This window comes from Bacillus cereus group sp. Bc061 (genome assembly GCF_027715825.1).
Lineage (GTDB): Bacteria > Bacillota > Bacilli > Bacillales > Bacillaceae_G > Bacillus_A > Bacillus_A paranthracis.
In genome coordinates this window covers 1,111,774-1,130,531 of record NZ_JAQFTZ010000001.1, presented here as the reverse complement: position 1 = coordinate 1,130,531, position 18,758 = coordinate 1,111,774, and the positions used below count along the sequence as shown (strand labels likewise).

Below are 18,758 nucleotides of genomic sequence, written 5' to 3'. Positions count from 1 at the left end.
TACATATGAAAATTACTATTTATTTCGGAAGTCATGAAGATCAAGATGTTCGTACAATGGACTGTCATTTAGATGTAGAAGATACAGAAGAAATTGTTTCTGTATCATAATATAAATTGTATGGATGAACCCTCTTCCCTACAGCGTTTAAGACACCTTTTACAGGTGTCTTTTTTGTTGTTTTTTTCGTCAAAAACCCTTTACTTTATAGCGTTTTAATAGTAGAATATAAATATACGAACAAATGTTCTTTTTATTTTACTTGTACATGAAGGGATGATTTTTACAATGGCTCAAGCAAAGCGCAGAGGAAGAAAAAAGCAAACACCTATCATTTCAAATACAGGCTTTATCGGCTCTGTCTTTATTGATACATTGGAGTTACAAAAGAAATCCTATTATTTCGCCCGTAAAAAACTTCAAATTGTTCATCACGTATTAGATGGTCTATCTGGGGCAACAAGCTCTCTATTTAAAGAGCATAACATTTCAGCATACATGTCATGTGTATATTTACATAAACAAAAGAAAATCGGATTTGTTCTTTCAACGAAGCCTTTTGAACAAAGTGACGGTGTTGCTTACTTTATAAATTATTTAATCGAAAAGAATTTTTACGGTAACGAGGAAGTAGAATATCAAGAAGTATATAATACAGGTTTTATTGGTGTAGTATTCGCCGATTTATGTAGTATAGATCGTTTTAATTTCGAGTTTGAAATGGGTATGTTAACGAAATTAATGAAAGATATGATTATTCCAGTTAAAGAACTCTTTTTACGCCACAATGTACCGGCATACATTTCCACTTCTCATTTAGAGGAACAAAACAAATTAGGTTTCGTTCTATCTGTAAAACCATATGATGAACGTGCAGAAGCAGATTTATATTTTGAGGCGTATTTAAAAGAACGCGGGTTATTTATTGGTGATGAAGAAGACGATATTGATAAGATTGTTATTAGAAAAACAGCTGAATTACGATAGATAAGCGCAGGATGATGATCCTGCGCTATTTCGATATTATTTAATTACGTTCAACACTATACCCTTTTGAATGAATTTCTAAATTCAATTTATTTGAGTAAGCCTGATTTAAAATAAGAAATACGATTCCTCCTCCAATTGGAAGCGTGTAGGATGGAATATGATTTAATAATAGACCTGATAATGCCAGTGCTATCGGCTGCATCATTTTACCTAAACTTAATCCAATACTAAGCACTCTGCCCCTATATTCATCTGGAATCTCTCTTTGCATAAAATAAATTAAAGGGATATCGATTAATGCTATCATTAACCCTAAAAAGAACATAATGGCGCAGTACATGGTCACAAATACAATTTTATTCACTTCAATACTTTTGAATAGAACAGGTGCACCTGAAACTATCATAAAAATTGCCATCATAAAACTTGTTTTTTTCAATAGATAGGAATAAGAAAAACGATTCGTTATCTTTTTTACTATGATTGCACCAACTATCATACCTATTGGAAAAGTCCCTTGGATCAAACCAAATTGTTTAGAACTAATGTTGAGAACTGTATTCATAATGTATGGCAATGGAACAGTTACAGAAAATCCTAGAAAAAAATTAAGTGAAATTAAAATACGAAACGTATTTTTTAAGCTCTCCCGCTCCATTAAGTAAGAGTATCCCTCCTTTATATCTTTCATAAAATTAATTTCCCTTATTGAACATTCCTTATTTATGTATTGCTCGCACAATTTAAAGTTGATAAACAATATGGATATAGCCGAAAGGATAAATGAAATACCGTTAATGATTATAAAAGTGTTCATCTCAAAGACTGCAAAAACAATGCCCCCTAACATAGGCCCTAGAATTAAAGATATAGAATCGATAATTTTACTTATAGAGTTAAGACTCATTAGTCTCTCTTTAGAGACGATATTTGGTTTTGCAGCCTCTAAACCTATTACAAAAAATGTTGTAAATACTGTCATCAGAAAGGTAGTAGTATAAATGATGAATAAGTTTAACCCATAATAGTTGCTTACTATATAAACAGTTATTAATAAGCATCCGCTTAGTACATCCATACAAACGACGAGTTTCTTTTTATCAACCTTATCAGCAATTACACCGGCAAATGGATTCATAACAATCATTGGAATCGTTCCTAAAATAAGCGTAATCGCGAAATTTAAAGCAGATCCGGTTATTTGTAATACATACAATCCTAATGCAAAACTATAAATAGAGCTACCGAATATTGATACTGTTTTTGCAATTGAATATAAACAAATATTCCTTAGTTCTTGGTTTCTTTTTTTATTTTCTATATGTAACCGTAAACTTGTCATAACTTTTCCCCCTGCCTAATTTTGTGTTACGTACATTGTAAGTTCTTGGGTCAACCCAATCGCAATATGTACGATTTGAATAATTTTAAGGGGAAATAAATAAAAGATGGGGTTACCCCCATCTTTTTCCGAAAAATGAATATGTATAAATTTCTTCACCTTGAACAAAGAAATCCTCGTACTTTCCGCCTCGTTTCAAATAATTTGAAGTACTTTCATCAATGGATTGAAACTGTAGATTTTGGATTTCTTTCTTTATTTTTGAAAGTGAAAAATTTGCTCGAAAGTTATTTGTAATTTGGCTATTTAAGCTGAAATTTTTAAATAAAATAAATAAACTTAATAAATAACAATTGGATTTAAAAAGTGTGTTTAATTCGTGAAGTAAAAAATCCGCATGTTCAAAACTATAATTGCTCGTACCAGAGTGATCAATTACAATATCTACTGACCGATTTTGAATAGGGATGTTCAAAAAATCCGCACAGATAAAGAGAATATTTCTTCTCGGATTTTTTCTCGCTAATACGTCTTTTAAAAATAAAAGTTTATTGAAATCTCTATCTACTGCGATGTATAGGCAATCTTCGGGTAGTTCTTCATAAATGCTCCTCAAAAAGAACCCAAGTCCTGATCCTATATCTAGTATTAATTTGTTATTTAAATCTAAATGTATTAGTTTCTTTTTCGCCCATTCCCCTTCTTTAAGCATATTTTCCAAATATGCATTATCAGTTTCATGAATATAATCCGAAATAGTATCTTCAAGTGACGTTCGCTCATTTGCTTTAAATGATTTACCAGCAGTTATTATTCCTGAAGTAATTATATATTCTTCACCACAATTACAAATTAACTTTCCCTCGGTAATTTGATTGTTATTAATAATTCCATCTTGAAGAATTAGTTTTTGTCTACACTTAGAACATGTAAGTAAATGTAGTATACTTAAATCTATCCCTATAATTGTATTGGAAGTTTCATTTGTTAATAATAAATCATGTAACACTCCCTTTAATTTATCCCGTTTCTTCTCCAAAAGTTCTATTTCCTGTTCCATTTTGTCATATTTTAGTTTAAATAAAGATTGGTAAAAGGTATCTTTTTCGTAATTCATAGATTTTGCTAAATTTTTATAAAAAAATAGTTCTTTGATTTCATTCAAGCTAAATCCTAGATCTTTGTAATGTATTATAAGTTCTAAATCTGTTTGACAATACTCATCAAAAAAATAGTGGCCTCCCTTTTTTTCAGGAATAATAAGACTGAGATCCATATAATGTCTAATTGTATCAATACTTAAGTTATTTACTTCTCCAAACTTACCGATTTTCATAATATCCCTACCATTTAAATATTTTTTTATATAGATTTCTATTTTTACCTTTAAAAATCCTTTCACCTTTTTTATCAACAATATTTACGGAATAAACAAATGGTATTATTTATATTGTTGTGCCTAGTAATATAACATGCAACTTTTGGTTTAATGTATGTCAAATTATCAGTATTAGAATTATTAAACCTCAATAAATTTATTAATTTCTACTTAATGAAATGTACCTATAAACGGTGAACTATTGGAGTAGGATTACTGTAGAAGATTACATAGGGGTAAAGTGAAAAGTGATATGTTCTGTATTTTAGGTTGTATAATGCTCACATAACGTCTCATTATCGGTAGCAAGGAAAAGGCGAAATCTTCAATTAGGATGATGATATAATTAAGTGGGAATTTACTTTATTTTATAATTTATGAGGTGGGAAATGGACTCTTTAGAATTAAATAAATCTAAATATATTATCTCGAACATCAAAGATATTCTGTATAAAAAGCTTATTCTTAATAAACCACTAACCAAAGGATACTTACTGGTTCGTTATACAAAACCAACATCTCTAGCAAGATCCCGTAAGGCATTTGGAGATAAAAAACTTTGAATCTCCTGTGCAAATAATTGTAATTCATCAGATACAGGAATAAACATACAAAAACGCCATCCTTTCCTATGATTCTAAAAATAGAATAGCGTAATTTTTAATTTAAGGAAATTTTGTTCTGCTATCTTAATAGCAATGGGGAGCTACTCCTATAAGAGTTGAATAGTAAACATTTCTTTACCTTTTGGTAAAGAAATAATCGATTTCAAATGGCTCTCATTTAATTGCGTACTTAAATAAGAGTTCTCCATTATTTAGGTCTCTTTCATTCATAAACTCGAATCCCATACTTTCGTATAAGTTATAAGCTGTTCTGTTTTCCTCAGTGACACTTAAATATATAACGTTTACCCCATATTCTTTTGAAACTATATTAATAAGTTTCATCATAGCAATTTTCCCATAGCCTTTGCCTTGATATTTTTCATCTATCATTATTCTATCAATCCAAGTATCCTTATTAGGACCAAAAGAACCGTACATAGCAAATCCGATAATTTCTTCATCATAATATATAGCTACCGGATGCCATTCATGATAGGTATTAGCTTCATTTAAACATTCATCTATTGTTTCAATAAATTTTTCTTGTCCAGACCTTAATTTTATATTTCTAACTTTGAATTCATTAGTATCATCTATATCTCTAAAATGTACATTACTCATGTATTAACTATACCCCCATCACTTAAATCTTATTTAATTATCATCCTGCTTGTTTTAAACAATGAATTTTCTGAATATTTAACTTTATTTTACCATAAGATGATACAAATCCGTGTGTTTTCTCATAACAGATTAAAATTGACATACTAGGGGTACAAATACATACCTATCAAGCTAAGATTTTATCGTATCCTCTAAACGGGAATTTTGTTTTTTATAACACCGAAGTTCATTTTTATCGTTATCGATAAGGGAATTCCAAATTAAAAAGCCTAACTTCTCTGCAAATCAAAATAGAGAAATTGAGCTTTTTAGTTATTTCATTTTTTTATTGAATTCATTAACTGGAAGAAGTATTTAGGTTTATGAGTCTTATTTAGGTTATACCATGAATGTAATGTATCTGGTGTAAATACATCTATTTTTTTCAGTACCTCCCTTGCAAATTCCAGAGGAGCTATTCCTGAGGCAGTAACTAAATTCGCATCAGATACCGCAGGTCCCAACTCATAGAACTTTTCTCCTTTATAGTTAGGACATACCATTTTAGTATATTCTAAGTTATTACTTGTATGCTTTCTAGTATCCAAGTATCCCATATTCGCAAGGGCATCAGTTGCACCACAAATTGCAGCAACAATAGTGCCACGCTTTAAAGCTTGGTCAATTTTTTCCAAGATAGGTTGATGAATTTCTTCACTCCAAGTAGTCCCTCCTGGTAAAATTAAAAGATCTTTACTCTCAAGAGTACATTCATCAAGGGAAATATCTGGTTTTATCCTCAGTCCTCCCATAGTAGTTATCATTTCTTTATTAGCTCCTACTGTAATTACTTTTAAAGGTGCTAAATCTTTTTTGAAATATCTTCCTGAGTTTAGTTCAGCAATTAAATATCCATATTCCCAGTCCGACATTGTATTAAATACATATAAAAAAGCTTTTTTTGTTTGCATCTAATAACACTCCAATCACAATTTATATAGCTATTATAATATAACTTCCCTGACAGTTAACGTCAGGGAAGTTATCATACTTGATGAAATTTTATTAATTCAGACAGAACTTCAATAATTCTATTCTTAAGACTTATTGGCTCAATAACTTTAATAGATTTATTGTACGGTAAAAGTAAATAAGGTACATATTTATGTATCATATCTTTTTCAAGAAGAAAAACTGCTTGATTTGAAGTCCGTTCTTGTAAATAATGTCCTAAAAACCAATGTTGACAAATATCAGCCAATACATTTTTATCCCCATTAATAACCAAAGAAATAATACTTTCCTTATCTTCTATAGTTGGAAGAAGACTTTTTATAAAAAAATCACTTGCTGAAAAATTGTCTGGCCGGTTAAACTTCTTTTCGGTTTGTATTAAACTTTCAATTCGATCTACTCTAAAACTACGGATATCATTCCTAAGATGACAAAATCCAATTACATACCATTTATTATTCCAATAGATAATTCTGTATGGATCGACCAATCTATAATTTAATTGCTTTTCGCCACTTTTATGGTAAAGAATTTTTACTGAATACCCGTTAGCTACGGCCTGCTCCAACTCCTTCAAAAAAGTTTCTATAGAGAGTGAACTTAATCGACTTATTACTTCAAGACTAGTTAAATGTTGGTTTATCTTTGTTTCTTGCTCTTGATTTGAGTATTTACTTAGTTTTGAAATGGCCCTATTTAATGCTTCACCTCCATAATATCCGGCTTCTTCTGCAAAAACAGCAGCGTGAAATAGTGAAGTTTGCTCCTCAAAATCAAAAAAAAGAGGAGCCTCTACAAAATTGTTCAATAAAGTGTATCCACCGTTATGTCCTGGTTCTGAAATTATAGGTACGCCACTAGTTGAAATTGTATCAATATAACGATACACAGTCCTTATATTTATCTCTAACTTTTCTGAAATTTGTTTTGCAGTGATTTTTTCACCTGAACGAAGCATCCATAGAATTGCTAGCATATTGTCAATTTTAGGCATATAATTTCACCTCTATATGAAACTTATTTTCTATTATATATTTCCGATCTTTGGTATAACTCATCAACTGTTCCTTTCCGATAGCTTTCTATATAATAAGGCCTAGACACATTTGTAATCTCACAAATGTGATTTACAGTCCCATTCCCCTCTTTATAGAGCTTTACTGCATAATTCATTCCTGCATGATTTTTATGTTACTTCTTTAACCGAAATTTAAACTTTCCTTCTTTCTTAGCCAGTTCAATTCCTTCACGCTGCCTCATACGGATAAGATCACGTTCTAATCGGTTTACACCCGCCATAACAGTAATTAAGAATTAGCTGTAGGGATTATCTTCTGATAAATCTAGCCATGTATCTTTTAAGGATATTAAATTTGCCTTTTTACTCCGTATGTTATCGATTAATTCAAATAAATCTTTTGTACTACGAGTAATTCGAGTTAAGTCCGTAACATAAATGATGTCACCTTCTTGTATACCATGTAACATTTTTGGGGGTTTCTTACAATCTTTCGTTTCTCTGGGGACTTTTCCTTCAAATTAATATCCATTCCGATTTCGTTCAGTTGCTGAAATGGCCTTGAAGAATTTCGGTTAATTGAACTGACACGTATAATAGTGTAAATGGTACTACAAGCGTAACTAGTTTCTTTACTTTCATATTAACCTTTCCCCTTAAAACTAAAGAGATTTATACCTATGCATATAAAAAGATACATCTTTTATATGGTATTGGTTAAATTTGGATGAATATTATTTTATATTGAAAAAATAAATACGTCAAAATTATTTTAGGGAAATTATAAAAATCATATTATATATAGATTAACAAGCTAATGAAAAAATGCCCTCCTAAAACCGAAAAACGTGTTTCTATCTGAGAATTTATAAAAAATGATGACGTTTTTATTTCTATTTGTATGTGTAATAAATTACACCTATTTCCTTGAGAATTTTAAAGATTCTCATCCCCAATACCTTACGAGTTATTGCTACAGATCTTGGTTTTGTACAAAAAACAGATAGAAACCAAGAAAAAGATTTTATATCTTTTTATGTTTAGAGGCGTTAAAAAATTACTACACCTCCTTCATATACGTGTAATATACAGGGATTTATAACTGGATATAGAACATAAAAAAGAGATGTTTATATTATTAATAAAATGATATACATAAGTGGAGGGTTAGAAAATGAAAATTGCAATAGTCTGTTTCGATAACTTTACCGATATAGATGTTTTTCTACCATGGGATTTATTAAATCGTGTACGTTTAGTCGGTGGTATTTCCGATTGGGATGTCCAGCTTTTAGGGACGGAACAATCTCATATATCTATGTCTGGCTTGCGTATTCCCATGACAGGAAGCATATCTGATATCCCTTTTGCCGACGCTGTAATTTTTGCAAGTGGTAAAGGTGTAAAGGATTTATATAAAAATCAACAATATATTAATAGCATTCATGTAGATCCTCAAAGACAATTAATAGGATCTATGTGTTCTGGTTCACTACTATTAGGAGCTAAAAAATTACTAACTGGTAAAAAAGCTACTACATATCCTTCAGCAGTAGAACAGCTAAAAGAATTTGGTGTAGACGTTATTGAGAAAAGTTTCGTAAACGAAGGAAATATATCGACTGCTGCGGGTTGTTTTGCTGCTCAAGAACTATCGGCTTGGATTATAAGGACCCTACTTAATGAAGAAATGGTTGATATTGTACTAGAAACTGTTCAGCCAGTAGGAAAAGGTTTATATTTTTAATCTCAAATCAAGTCAAGAAATTGTGGTTGCTCTCCAAAAATGATAAAATAAGATTTTTGTTTCGAGTTAACACAAATTTCGTTCTAGAGTGCTATAAAACTTCAACTTGATGGTGGCGTGGTATGCACCATTTATAAATAAAAAAACCCGCGTATCATTCACGGGTTTTCTTCTTAATAACTAATTGCTATTGTACCTTCACCTGCATGTACCGCAAATGAAATTGGTAATGGATATAATTTGAAATCCATTTCAGGGAATGCTTGTCTAATATCTGAAATCCATTCTTCAGCTCCATCTTTATCGTTAGCATGGAACATGTGAAGTACTTTTGGTAATTCTTTTTCAAGTTCATTTTTAATGTATTCTCGACATTTTTGGATTTTACGTACTTTCTTTTCAAGTAAAAGCTCTCCACCTTTTACTTCTAATATTAAGTTGACACTTAATAAACTTCCAAGTAAAAATTGAACTCCCTTTACACGTCCACTTGCATAAAGGCCTTTTAAACTTTTCGGGAATACGTGGAAAGGTCTTCTTTTTTCATCTACTAATGTTTTGTGTATATCTTGTAAAGTCATACCATCATTGTATAACGATTTTGCTTTTCTAATTAGTTCGTCCATTGGATAACTTGTTGTTTCACTATCTAATACCGTTAATGGGAAACCTGCCATTTCTGCAGCTAACTTCATGTTTTGATAGGTTCCACTTACTTTTCCGCTAATAGCAACTGCAAATCCTTCTTCATATTCTTCTTTGCATTTCGAAAATAACTCTACCATTTCCCCTATGTTAGGTTGTGATGTAGTGACAGTTTTACCTTCGTTTAAAGCATTATAAACGCGCTCACGCACACCTTCTTCACAATCTTTGTACGACACACCATCAATAATAACTTCAATTGGGATAACAAAGTTATCTCCTTCTGTTGTAAAACTCGCAGTTGTACTATCAGTAATCCAAGCAACACGCTTCATGTTGTTCCTCCCTTAATTCAATTCCTCTTTTCTAATTTTTCTATATATTTATGTTATGAAAAGAGAATATCCCTGTAATAGTAACAGGACTTTATTGTTTTGGCTATAGTAGATAGATGATAAATGTGAATATTTCTTGTCTTTTTCACAAATTAAAAAGAAAATCAAGAAATTTGCTTGATTTTCCTTTTATCCTACATTATTTAAAAGTTTCATTATCTAAAATCACAACATAATCATTTGTTAATCGTCCGGCTTCTTTCGTATAACTAACAAGTCTTTGTACATTATCACAGCTAAGTTTTGCACCCCATACGAGTAATGGTACGCCGATAAAGTCGATGTGAAACCTTCTAGAAAACAGACCGCCAAAAGTCATTGGTAAAGGTACTGTTGGTGATGTATTAGAAAAAACAATCCTTTCATGACTTTGATAATGTTTTTGCAGAATCTCTCCTAAATGCTTCATCGCAGGTACAACGATTTTTGATGCGCCGCATCCAATCGTATAAACCAGGTTACCATTTTCATCTACTCCATGAAAAATAATTTTCCCCATATCTTCAGTTTTCAATTTATTAAAGTAATCCACATTTAATATTTCTTCTTTTGTTAGCTTACGATCCGTTGGTAATTTATTTAAATGATAAGCTGCTGCAAGTGCAGTTGAATGCGTTCCGCCGAAATCCGTGTAAATGAATATCATATGATCATCCCTTGTTATAAAAGTTCAATGTTATTTAGTATTACCGTTCACAGCATTGATAAACAAGGGATGAATGTATTTATACTTTTTTATTAATGTATTATTCATTTCCGATTATACTATTGTCTATTTATTATGTTACACCATGTAATAGCCATAAGCTTATTTATAAAAGTAAAAAGACGTACTTTTGACTCGTACGTCTTTTATCATCTTTATTCAAAATAAATGTATACTTTAACACGTATGAATTGTTAGTTATCAATAGTTTCTATTCTTTTAGAATCCGTCTCATTAAATACTTGAATGTTAAATTTAGCAGCTAGCATAATAGTGATTTTATAAATAAAGTATCCAAGAATACAACCTATAACGTTACATATTACATCATCAATATCAGTAACTCGTCCCACTCCACTAAATAAAGACTGAATTAATTGTAGCAATTCAATACTAGTTGATATAGAAAATCCTAATAAAATTGTATTTTTGAATTTTTTATATTTATCCCATAGGATTGGTGCTAAAAATCCTAAAGGCATTAATAATAAAATATTTCCGCCTACATTTCTTATAATTAGACCAATCATAAATAGGGCATCTCCATCATAAGCACTACCAATTTGATTGATGTCTTTAATAATTGATGCAAATGGTATTATATTGACCGAGCGATTCAGATTTTCAATATTAGAAGGAAAACCGATTGGTAAAGGGAATAAAGTTACTGCAACAACCATACAAATGTAGACCAAGAATAAAAAACTTATTATTTCTTTCCACCAAATCACATGTTTTTTATTTTTGATACCAATTAATATTCCACGTACAATTAAATAACAAATAACCCCTAAAATAATAAACAAGCTACCGTTGATCATATACAAATTGTTAACACATCCTTTCATATGAATTAATAATTAAAATTTATAACTATATAGTAATGTTTTTTAATTTAAAAATCCATATATCCATATGTAATCGTGCAGAATTAGAAAACCCCTTATTTAGTAAATAAAGGGTTTCTCGTTAACTAAAATACTTTTCAAAACAAAAACAATCATGCACTCGTTTAAATTGTTTTCTTATGTCTTCTTTATTTTCACCTGTATAATGAGCAAATGTTTGAACTGGATATAACTGATCTATATTACTTTTCATTACACCTTTTATCTCGTCTGTATGATCGCTATATACGTGTAAATAGGAATCTACTTTTACAAATCCGTTCTTTTCATACCATCCATGTACCCATAGATTGTCCCTAGTCCATGCTTCTAGGCGATTTAGGTTACGTTCATTCGCTAACTTCTCCGCTTCCTTTAATAGCTGATTACCAATTTTCATTCTACGGAAATCCGGATGAACTGCAATATGCCAAATCATACCACCAAGACCAGTTGCTCTTGAACAAACTGTACGTTCTTCTAATTCATATTCGATATCTATTAAACCTACAATTTGATTTTCATATACAGCTACTAGTTCAATAGCCGGATGTTCATATCTTTCCTTTTCTCTAAATACATTATCGTAATAAGCTGTATCTAAAAAAGATAACACACGGCAACGTACCCAACCGGTTTCATCCTCTTTTCTATACGCTCTAATTTCTATATCCATATAATTAAAAACCTCCTTCTATTTCTATCATTAATTTTTCGGGTCCTGCTTCTTTATTTGATGGAATAACTAATGTAATTCCTAAGTCTGGATATACGGCCGAACGAAAACTGACGCCTGGGTCATATCCCATTACATGATATTTGAATATCTTGTTTTCTCTTGTTTCAATCCATATTCCATAGCCATAAGATTGATTATTATTTACTTGGATGTGAGGAGTTAAAAGTATTTTTGTATATTCTTGGCTTATAATTTTATAGTTAAATAACGCTTCCCAAAACTTCAGCATGTCTGACGCAGTAATAAAAGCTCCACCATCCGAACCACCTTTTATCGGAATAGAGTAAGCATTTGTTCTCCATGTCTGGCTAATTTCATCTTTTATATATCCGAGAGCTGTCTGCCTTGGTAATCTATCTAAAGAAAAATAGCCCGAATGATTCATACCAATTGGATTAAATATGTTTTTTTCTATATACTCCGTAAATTTAAGTCCTGTCTGTTCTTCGATTATTAATCCCAGTATGATAAAACCTGCATTGTTGTAGTGAAACTTACTTCCTGGTGCATACATCATATCTCTGTTTTGAAATAATGGTAAAAAGTCTTTTAAACTTTTTAATAAATACATAGGTGTTTGTTTCCAAAGACCTTCGAAGTTATCCATAATACTTTCATCAAAATAATCTGGAATACCCGAACTATGCGTCAAAAGGTGATGTATTGTAATATCTTCATTAAAGTTTGGAAAGTTAACACTTAAACACTCTTTTAACTTTGTTTGAAAAGTAATTACCCCATTTTCAACAAGTTGACAGACACCGATAGCTGTGAATATTTTACACCCAGAGGCAATTCCAAACCTAGTTTGTAGCGTATTGTTTATACACTCATTTCGATTTGCATAACCAAACGCTTCTTCATAAACTATGCCCTTTTTTTCTTTCACTAAAATTACCCCAGAGAAATCTATATGACGATATGTTTCTTTTACAATGTTATCTATTTGATCTTTTGTTTTCATTACAAAAATCACCCTCGTTTATCAATATTGTTCTCCTTTCTTATATTTCCATATATAGGAGGGATAACCCTCCTATTGAACATCGTAAGATTTAAATCAAAACTAAGAGAATTATTTCGAATGTATTGATTCAGAAGAATGCACTTTAGAATGTGATGGCAATAAAGTAAACACACACAAGATGATAGTAATAAATAACATTACTAAAGAACCTATAATAACCACAAGTTGTATAGAAATAAATTGAGTGGCAACTCCGAACAAAATCGTAATTAAAATGGTGATACCTGCAATAAATAATCCATATATGCTCCCAATCCGTCCCATTATATGGACAGGGACATTATTTTGATAAAAGGTATTAAACCCTGTATTTGCATATGCCATAGAGAAAGATAAAATAAAAAATCCGATAGCAGCTATTAAAAACCCATTTGAAAAAGCATAAATTATATAACCGATTGCGATGAAAAATGATCCTATTCCAATTAAAAATGAAGGTGTTAATTTTTTTGATAAAATTGTATTTGTTATTGCTCCTAAAATAAATCCGGCTCCAGCAATACTAACTAAAAAACCATATTCACTATCTGTTAACAATAAAACTTCTTTCGCAAATGACAATTCAAGTGAATCATTTGCGGCAGTTAACACTATCATCCCTTGAAATAAGAAGTACACGAAAACGATATACAAAGATTTTTTACTGAAATTTAAAACGATGGTCCAATCTTTTTTTAGTACAGCTAGAGACAACCTGTCATTTGATGTATGAATATCAGGTTTTTTATCAAGATTAGGTAGTAGCAAGGTAATTACTCCTGATAAGAGAAATGCTATGGCATTCATATATATAGCAAACTCTGGTGTACTTGCTATTAACAATGCTCCCGCTATCGATGGACCAATTACAGAGGCACCAGACCCTATTAAACTACGCAATGAGTTGAAACGTTGTCTTTGTTCAACTGGTATTAATTTCGTCATATACGTCATCGCAGTTGGCTCATAAATTGCATTGGGCATACTAATAAAGAATACGAATACATAAACGATCCAAAGTGATGGAAGTAATGGTAAAATAGCGATAAATACCGCGCGATATATATCGAGGTGAATCATTAATTTTCGTTTATTTAAACAATCAATCATACTTCCTGACCAAGCGTTTGTAAATAGAGTAGCTAATGGTTTAATTACATATAAAGTAGCAACAGCTAAGGCTGAGCCACCCATATGATAGACAAGTACATTCAGTGCTATTAAGTAAATCCATGCCCCTAAATTTGCAATACCAACTCCGGACAGTAGTAATAAAGGATATTTCCAATCTTTAATTAAGTTTTTCATTTTTGGCCCCCGCTTTCCAAATTGTTTTAAACCAATAAAAAAATCCCACCCCCAAGACTTTTAATCTTAGGGACGAGATTTATTATCGCGGTGCCACCCTAGTTTGTTAATATGTCACCATATTAACCTTATCTGGTACTGCATTTTCATTCATGCTTATACCATAGCTCTATAACGGGAGCTCCCGTCACACCACCCTCTATTAATAGATTCCGATGCGCTGCTCAGAGGCTTGGTTCAATAAAGAATTTTTACTCCTTTTCAGCTAAATGGAGCTCTCTGTGAAAAATTCATCTTATTTACTCTTCTCTTCACTGCATTTGATTTTTTCCATATTATCACAATTTACTTTAACTGTAAATACAAAATAATCAGATATTTATAGTTGCCTCATTTTTGCTTTTCGACCAATTCGGCATATGAAACGCATTAGCTTTTTATGAAGATAAGGAAATAAGGTAAAGAATACGTCCATTGTTTTTTTAAACGGCATTGGACATATAACTAATTTATTTTTATGAATAGCTTTCAGTGCAATTTCAGCAAACTTGTCTGCTGAAATCGGCTTATTTGTTTTTAGTTGTTTTATAATTTGGCCCTTATTCATATTAATTGCAATTGATTTTTCAAATATGGGTGTATCTACAAAAGTTGGACAAAGTACACTTACATTTACACCGTATTCTTCTGCCTCATAATGTAATGACGTTGTTAAACCGACGATAGCATGTTTTGTTGTTGCGTACGCGGTACAAAGTGGAGCAGGTCCTAAACCTGTTGCAGACGCAGTATTAATGATATGACCAAATCCTTGTTTTTTCATGAATTGGTAAGCCAATTGTGTCCCGTAAATTACTCCTAATAAATTTATTTCAATAATATGTTTCCAATTATCTAAAGACATATCGAATACTTCTCCATACATAGCAATCCCAGCATTATTAAACATATAATCAATTCTACCAAACTCATTAACTATTTTTATAATAAGTTCCTCTACGGATTCGGCGTTAGTAACATCTAAATATTCGAACCTAGCTAGTTGATTATTATTTTTTATATTATTCACAAGCTCTTGACCACTTGTTTCATTAATATCTGCGATAATTACAAATATATCTTTATTTGCTAATTGAATAGCTAAAGCTTTACCGATACCAGAAGCTCCGCCAGTTATAATTGCGACTCTTTGTTCACCCATATAAAAAACCTCCTGTTGTTAATACATATAATGAAAACGGACGAGTGTAAAGATTTGAACAATCGTTCTAATTCGCTTGTAATGCTACGCATGTTTGTTTGAAATAGAAAGTAAAAAAATCGTAATGGCTTCATTAAATAAAACTTCTAATTTCTCTGTTTCAAATGAATGAATGAATTGACATAATCCACCTAGCCATGAACCTAATAAAAGACTTGAATCCTCAACATTTTCTATATAAAATTCACCACTTTGTATACCTTCATCCAAAATTTTTTGATATGTTTTTAAAGGGATAACAGCTAAACCATAGAGTTGTTGAATTGTAGAAGGGTTCGCGCTCGGATCAGAGGCAAGTTCTTGTCCTGCTCTTAATAATGGCGTTGTGTAATTATAAAGTACAAATTTAGCTATCCCATATAATTTCCCAGTAGCGTTTGTATACTGTTTTTCTGCTAATTCCCATTTATCGTGCCAATTTCTCATACTGTCTTTAGCTAAATAAACAAATAATTCTTCTTTATTTTTATAATGGTAATATATATGTCCTTTACTATAACCAGAGGCTTTTGCAATGTTATCAATTGAAGTTCTTGTATATCCTTTTAAGGAAAATAATTCTGTCGCCTTCTCTGCTATTATTTCTTTGGCTAAATCGCTATCGTATCGTCTTTTATTCAATGTAGACTCCTTCCGTCGTTTCATACAAAAATTTGAACAGTCGTTCTAATTTCAATATATGTAGGTTTTTCTGTTTTAGTAACTGTTAAGTTTATTATTTCCCCTAAAAATTACGGTGCGTGAAATTACTTGAATCATAAAAAAAAGAGTCTATTATATAGACCCTTCATATTTCCTGAATTAATTTGTATTTGCCTCTGCTAACGGTTGTAACGGTGGTTCTAATTCTAGTTCTAATATATCGCCTTCTTGTATAGCTTGTCCTTTTTCAATACTTTGATTTGTGACATAACCCGTACCTGAAGTTTTTAAATCTAATTTTAATAGTTTAGAAAAATACATAACATCACGCATGGACCAACCTTGTAAATTGGGCATTGTTGCGTTGTTTCCTAATAAAAATATACGATCACCTTCGCTCATTACTTCACCAGACTGCGGATATTGTTTTTTAATTTTTCCTTCTCCTAAAATTATCGGTTGGAGTTTCTCTTTTTTTACATTATTCTCTACCGTATCTATTGATTGATTCACATAGTTTTGCACTTTTAATTGGGATTTTTTCGTTGCATCGGTCATTTGTTGTTCTGTATATGGTTTCACCTTTAAATATTCAAGGCTATTTTTCACAACTGGTTTAAATATTTCAGCGAGTGGCTGAGCTCCATATTCATCTCCCTTTAACTTTGGCTGCTTAATAGCTAAGTATACAATTAACTCTGGGTCATCAATTGGAGCCATACCTAAAAATGAAAAAATATAATTTTCTTTTCCTTCCATATATCGTCCATTTTCAGGATTCGGAATTTGCGCTGTTCCTGTCTTGCCTCCTATTGGGTAACCATCGACTTTATACATTGTACCTGTACCTTTTGAAGACGTAATAACACGCTCCATTAAGTCTCTTACCTTGTCCGCAGTCTCTTTTTTTATCGGATTGCCAACTTCTTTCGGTTGATTTTCCATAATAACTTGCTTGTTTGTTGGATTTACAACTTTGTCAACGATATATGGTTGCATCATTTTCCCGTCATTTGCTATAGCGGTTGCAGCTTGGATTAATTGAATTGGAGTTACTGTAGAACCTTGTCCGAAAGAAGTTGTTACTTGTTGAATTTGTGTATTTAATAATAAAGTATTTTTACTTTCACCAGGTAAATCTATTCCCGTTTTTTGGTTAAAACCAAATTTGTTCATATATTGCTTAAATTTATTTGGTTTTAATAACTGATCTTCTAAAATAGAAAAAGCTACGTTTGATGATCTTTCAAAACCTTCATCAAATGTAATAGATCCCCATCCAAATCCACCATTATGATCTTTTATATCAGATGAACCTACTGAATACTTGCCGGATTGAAAATATTCTTTCCCGTTATATACACCTTCATTAATTGCTGCAGCTAACGTAAATACTTTCATCGTTGAACCTGGTTCATATGCATTTGCGATTGGATCATTTAAAAAGTATTCAATATCCCCTTTATTAGGATTAAAACTAGGTTTACTAGACATAGCTAAAACTTTCCCCGTCTTTGGATCCGCTATAATACCTACTAACATAGAAGGATCATAGTGCTCTTGCGCCTTATTCATCGCTTCTTCTAAAAAACTATTAATTTGTTTATCAAGCGTAAGATATACGTTATTTCCATGTTTAGCAGGTTCTATTTTTCCTATATCATTTGTAAGCGGGATACCTCCTCGCGCTCCCACATATTCTATATTCCCATTTGTCGAGCGCAAATATTTATCTAAACTTTTTTCAAGCCCAAACTTCCCTTCTGTATTTCCTTTATCGTCTGGTCTAGCAAAACCAAGTATATAAGATGCAAAATCTTCATTTGGATACACTCTTGCTTTCTCAGGCATAAAAGAAACACCTGGGATTTTCAATTTTTTAATTTGTTCTTTCTTTTCCCTAGACAAATTCCGGCCAACTTTTCCGATTTCAACTTGCGTACGCCCTTCATGGAAATTCTTTAACACATCTTCTTTATTAATTTCAAGCGCATCAGCTAATTGCGCTGCGGTTTCATCTTTATTTTTCAATTTGCCATTACCTTTCAAATTCACAACAACACGATACGTTGTTGAATCTTGAACGAGCACTTTTCCAGTTTGATCATAAATCGTGCCACGATTCGCTTCCAAAACACCATTTTTATTATGTTGTTCAGTTGCAAGATCCTTTACATTCACATTATGCACGACCCCTACTGCTTGAATATAGAAAAAACGCAAAAGCATAATAAGAAACAAAACAATAAAAGCAATCATAAAATACCGCGCGCCTTTATTCGTTTGAAGTTTATGCATATTTCGCTCCTTTCTTTCACCATTAATTACTACAAAGATGTGCTACAAAATATGTAGTTTTTACTTTCAATACTATATGTTTCGAAGTTTTCGTATGAATTCCTTTAAAACAGTGTGAAACTAGTTATAGTTATTGTCAGTTATTTAAATACTTAAAATACAGTACGTGAA

Annotated in this window: 16 protein-coding genes, 1 pseudogene and 1 other annotated feature; of the genes and pseudogenes, 2 read left to right on the top strand and 15 right to left on the bottom strand. The window is 31.4% G+C overall.

Annotated features, from left to right (window positions below; translation table 11 throughout):
- Positions 1-288 precede the first annotated feature (288 nt).
- Positions 289-987 carry a hypothetical protein gene (locus PDQ40_RS05815; RefSeq protein WP_000035797.1) on the top strand — a complete coding sequence of 233 codons (699 nt, stop codon included), beginning with the start codon at positions 289-291 and terminating at the stop codon, positions 985-987.
- 40 nt (positions 988-1,027) lie between these two features.
- Here PDQ40_RS05815 and PDQ40_RS05810 read toward each other — a convergent pair whose 3' ends face one another.
- The 6 genes and pseudogenes from PDQ40_RS05810 to PDQ40_RS05785 form a co-directional block, all read right to left on the bottom strand.
- Positions 1,028-2,332 (bottom strand): MFS transporter, encoded by a 1,305-nt coding sequence (locus tag PDQ40_RS05810; RefSeq protein WP_000202837.1) that lies wholly within the window; start codon positions 2,330-2,332, stop codon positions 1,028-1,030.
- 112 nt (positions 2,333-2,444) lie between these two features.
- On the bottom strand, positions 2,445-3,668 hold the full coding sequence (locus PDQ40_RS05805; RefSeq protein ID WP_000690087.1) for a methyltransferase domain-containing protein: 1,224 nt from the start codon (positions 3,666-3,668) through the stop codon (positions 2,445-2,447).
- Positions 3,669-4,489: 821 nt separating this feature from the next.
- Positions 4,490-4,939 carry a GNAT family N-acetyltransferase gene (locus PDQ40_RS05800; protein WP_000072999.1) on the bottom strand — a complete coding sequence of 150 codons (450 nt, stop codon included), beginning with the start codon at positions 4,937-4,939 and terminating at the stop codon, positions 4,490-4,492.
- Between the two features lie 320 nt (positions 4,940-5,259).
- Positions 5,260-5,892 carry a type 1 glutamine amidotransferase family protein gene (locus PDQ40_RS05795; protein ID WP_001193573.1) on the bottom strand — a complete coding sequence of 211 codons (633 nt, stop codon included), beginning with the start codon at positions 5,890-5,892 and terminating at the stop codon, positions 5,260-5,262.
- Positions 5,893-5,966: 74 nt separating this feature from the next.
- Entirely contained in the window at positions 5,967-6,929 is a 963-nt protein-coding gene (locus PDQ40_RS05790; protein WP_001124124.1) for a helix-turn-helix transcriptional regulator, read from the bottom strand.
- Between the two features lie 63 nt (positions 6,930-6,992).
- A pseudogene (locus tag PDQ40_RS05785) lies at positions 6,993-7,533 on the bottom strand (recombinase family protein).
- A 594-nt stretch (positions 7,534-8,127) separates the two neighbouring features.
- Between PDQ40_RS05785 and PDQ40_RS05780 the strand changes: the two are divergent.
- Positions 8,128-8,700: a DJ-1/PfpI family protein gene (locus PDQ40_RS05780; RefSeq protein WP_000684439.1), complete on the top strand. Its 573-nt coding sequence runs from the start codon at positions 8,128-8,130 to the stop codon at positions 8,698-8,700.
- Positions 8,701-8,873: 173 nt separating this feature from the next.
- Here the strand turns inward: PDQ40_RS05780 and PDQ40_RS05775 are convergent, their stop codons facing one another.
- The 9 genes from PDQ40_RS05775 to PDQ40_RS05735 form a co-directional block, all read right to left on the bottom strand.
- On the bottom strand, positions 8,874-9,680 hold the full coding sequence (locus PDQ40_RS05775; protein WP_000831948.1) for a DegV family protein: 807 nt from the start codon (positions 9,678-9,680) through the stop codon (positions 8,874-8,876).
- Positions 9,681-9,879: 199 nt separating this feature from the next.
- Positions 9,880-10,386, bottom strand: coding sequence for a DUF3189 family protein (locus tag PDQ40_RS05770; protein ID WP_270691285.1), 507 nt, complete (start codon positions 10,384-10,386; stop codon positions 9,880-9,882).
- Positions 10,387-10,640: 254 nt separating this feature from the next.
- A complete protein-coding gene (locus PDQ40_RS05765) occupies positions 10,641-11,273 on the bottom strand; it encodes a VanZ family protein (RefSeq protein ID WP_000281836.1) in 633 nt (210 codons plus the stop codon).
- Between the two features lie 142 nt (positions 11,274-11,415).
- On the bottom strand, positions 11,416-12,009 hold the full coding sequence (locus tag PDQ40_RS05760; RefSeq protein ID WP_270691284.1) for a GNAT family N-acetyltransferase: 594 nt from the start codon (positions 12,007-12,009) through the stop codon (positions 11,416-11,418).
- A gap of 4 nt (positions 12,010-12,013) precedes the next feature.
- Entirely contained in the window at positions 12,014-13,036 is a 1,023-nt protein-coding gene (locus tag PDQ40_RS05755) for a serine hydrolase domain-containing protein (protein WP_270691283.1), read from the bottom strand.
- A 111-nt stretch (positions 13,037-13,147) separates the two neighbouring features.
- Positions 13,148-14,386 carry an MFS transporter gene (locus PDQ40_RS05750; protein ID WP_270691282.1) on the bottom strand — a complete coding sequence of 413 codons (1,239 nt, stop codon included), beginning with the start codon at positions 14,384-14,386 and terminating at the stop codon, positions 13,148-13,150.
- 65 nt (positions 14,387-14,451) lie between these two features.
- Positions 14,452-14,710 (bottom strand) — a binding site (T-box leader).
- 55 nt (positions 14,711-14,765) lie between these two features.
- Positions 14,766-15,587 carry an SDR family NAD(P)-dependent oxidoreductase gene (locus PDQ40_RS05745; protein WP_000504475.1) on the bottom strand — a complete coding sequence of 274 codons (822 nt, stop codon included), beginning with the start codon at positions 15,585-15,587 and terminating at the stop codon, positions 14,766-14,768.
- 84 nt (positions 15,588-15,671) lie between these two features.
- Positions 15,672-16,268 (bottom strand): TetR family transcriptional regulator C-terminal domain-containing protein, encoded by a 597-nt coding sequence (locus PDQ40_RS05740; RefSeq protein ID WP_001042680.1) that lies wholly within the window; start codon positions 16,266-16,268, stop codon positions 15,672-15,674.
- 180 nt (positions 16,269-16,448) lie between these two features.
- On the bottom strand, positions 16,449-18,587 hold the full coding sequence (locus PDQ40_RS05735; protein WP_000549357.1) for a penicillin-binding protein: 2,139 nt from the start codon (positions 18,585-18,587) through the stop codon (positions 16,449-16,451).
- Between the last annotated feature and the right edge of the window lie 171 nt (positions 18,588-18,758).

Bases quoted from the DNA above. Each gene is read 5' to 3' on its own strand.
- PDQ40_RS05815 (WP_000035797.1), top strand. From the start codon at position 289: ATGGCTCAAGCAAAGCGCAGAGGAAGAAAAAAGCAAACACCTATCATT.
- PDQ40_RS05810 (WP_000202837.1), bottom strand. From the start codon at position 2,332: ATGACAAGTTTACGGTTACATATAGAAAATAAAAAAAGAAACCAAGAA.
- PDQ40_RS05805 (WP_000690087.1), bottom strand. From the start codon at position 3,668: ATGAAAATCGGTAAGTTTGGAGAAGTAAATAACTTAAGTATTGATACA.
- PDQ40_RS05800 (WP_000072999.1), bottom strand. From the start codon at position 4,939: ATGAGTAATGTACATTTTAGAGATATAGATGATACTAATGAATTCAAA.
- PDQ40_RS05795 (WP_001193573.1), bottom strand. From the start codon at position 5,892: ATGCAAACAAAAAAAGCTTTTTTATATGTATTTAATACAATGTCGGAC.
- PDQ40_RS05790 (WP_001124124.1), bottom strand. From the start codon at position 6,929: ATGCCTAAAATTGACAATATGCTAGCAATTCTATGGATGCTTCGTTCA.
- PDQ40_RS05780 (WP_000684439.1), top strand. From the start codon at position 8,128: ATGAAAATTGCAATAGTCTGTTTCGATAACTTTACCGATATAGATGTT.
- PDQ40_RS05775 (WP_000831948.1), bottom strand. From the start codon at position 9,680: ATGAAGCGTGTTGCTTGGATTACTGATAGTACAACTGCGAGTTTTACA.
- PDQ40_RS05770 (WP_270691285.1), bottom strand. From the start codon at position 10,386: ATGATATTCATTTACACGGATTTCGGCGGAACGCATTCAACTGCACTT.
- PDQ40_RS05760 (WP_270691284.1), bottom strand. From the start codon at position 12,009: ATGGATATAGAAATTAGAGCGTATAGAAAAGAGGATGAAACCGGTTGG.
- PDQ40_RS05755 (WP_270691283.1), bottom strand. From the start codon at position 13,036: ATGAAAACAAAAGATCAAATAGATAACATTGTAAAAGAAACATATCGT.
- PDQ40_RS05750 (WP_270691282.1), bottom strand. From the start codon at position 14,386: ATGAAAAACTTAATTAAAGATTGGAAATATCCTTTATTACTACTGTCC.
- PDQ40_RS05745 (WP_000504475.1), bottom strand. From the start codon at position 15,587: ATGGGTGAACAAAGAGTCGCAATTATAACTGGCGGAGCTTCTGGTATC.
- PDQ40_RS05735 (WP_000549357.1), bottom strand. From the start codon at position 18,587: ATGCATAAACTTCAAACGAATAAAGGCGCGCGGTATTTTATGATTGCT.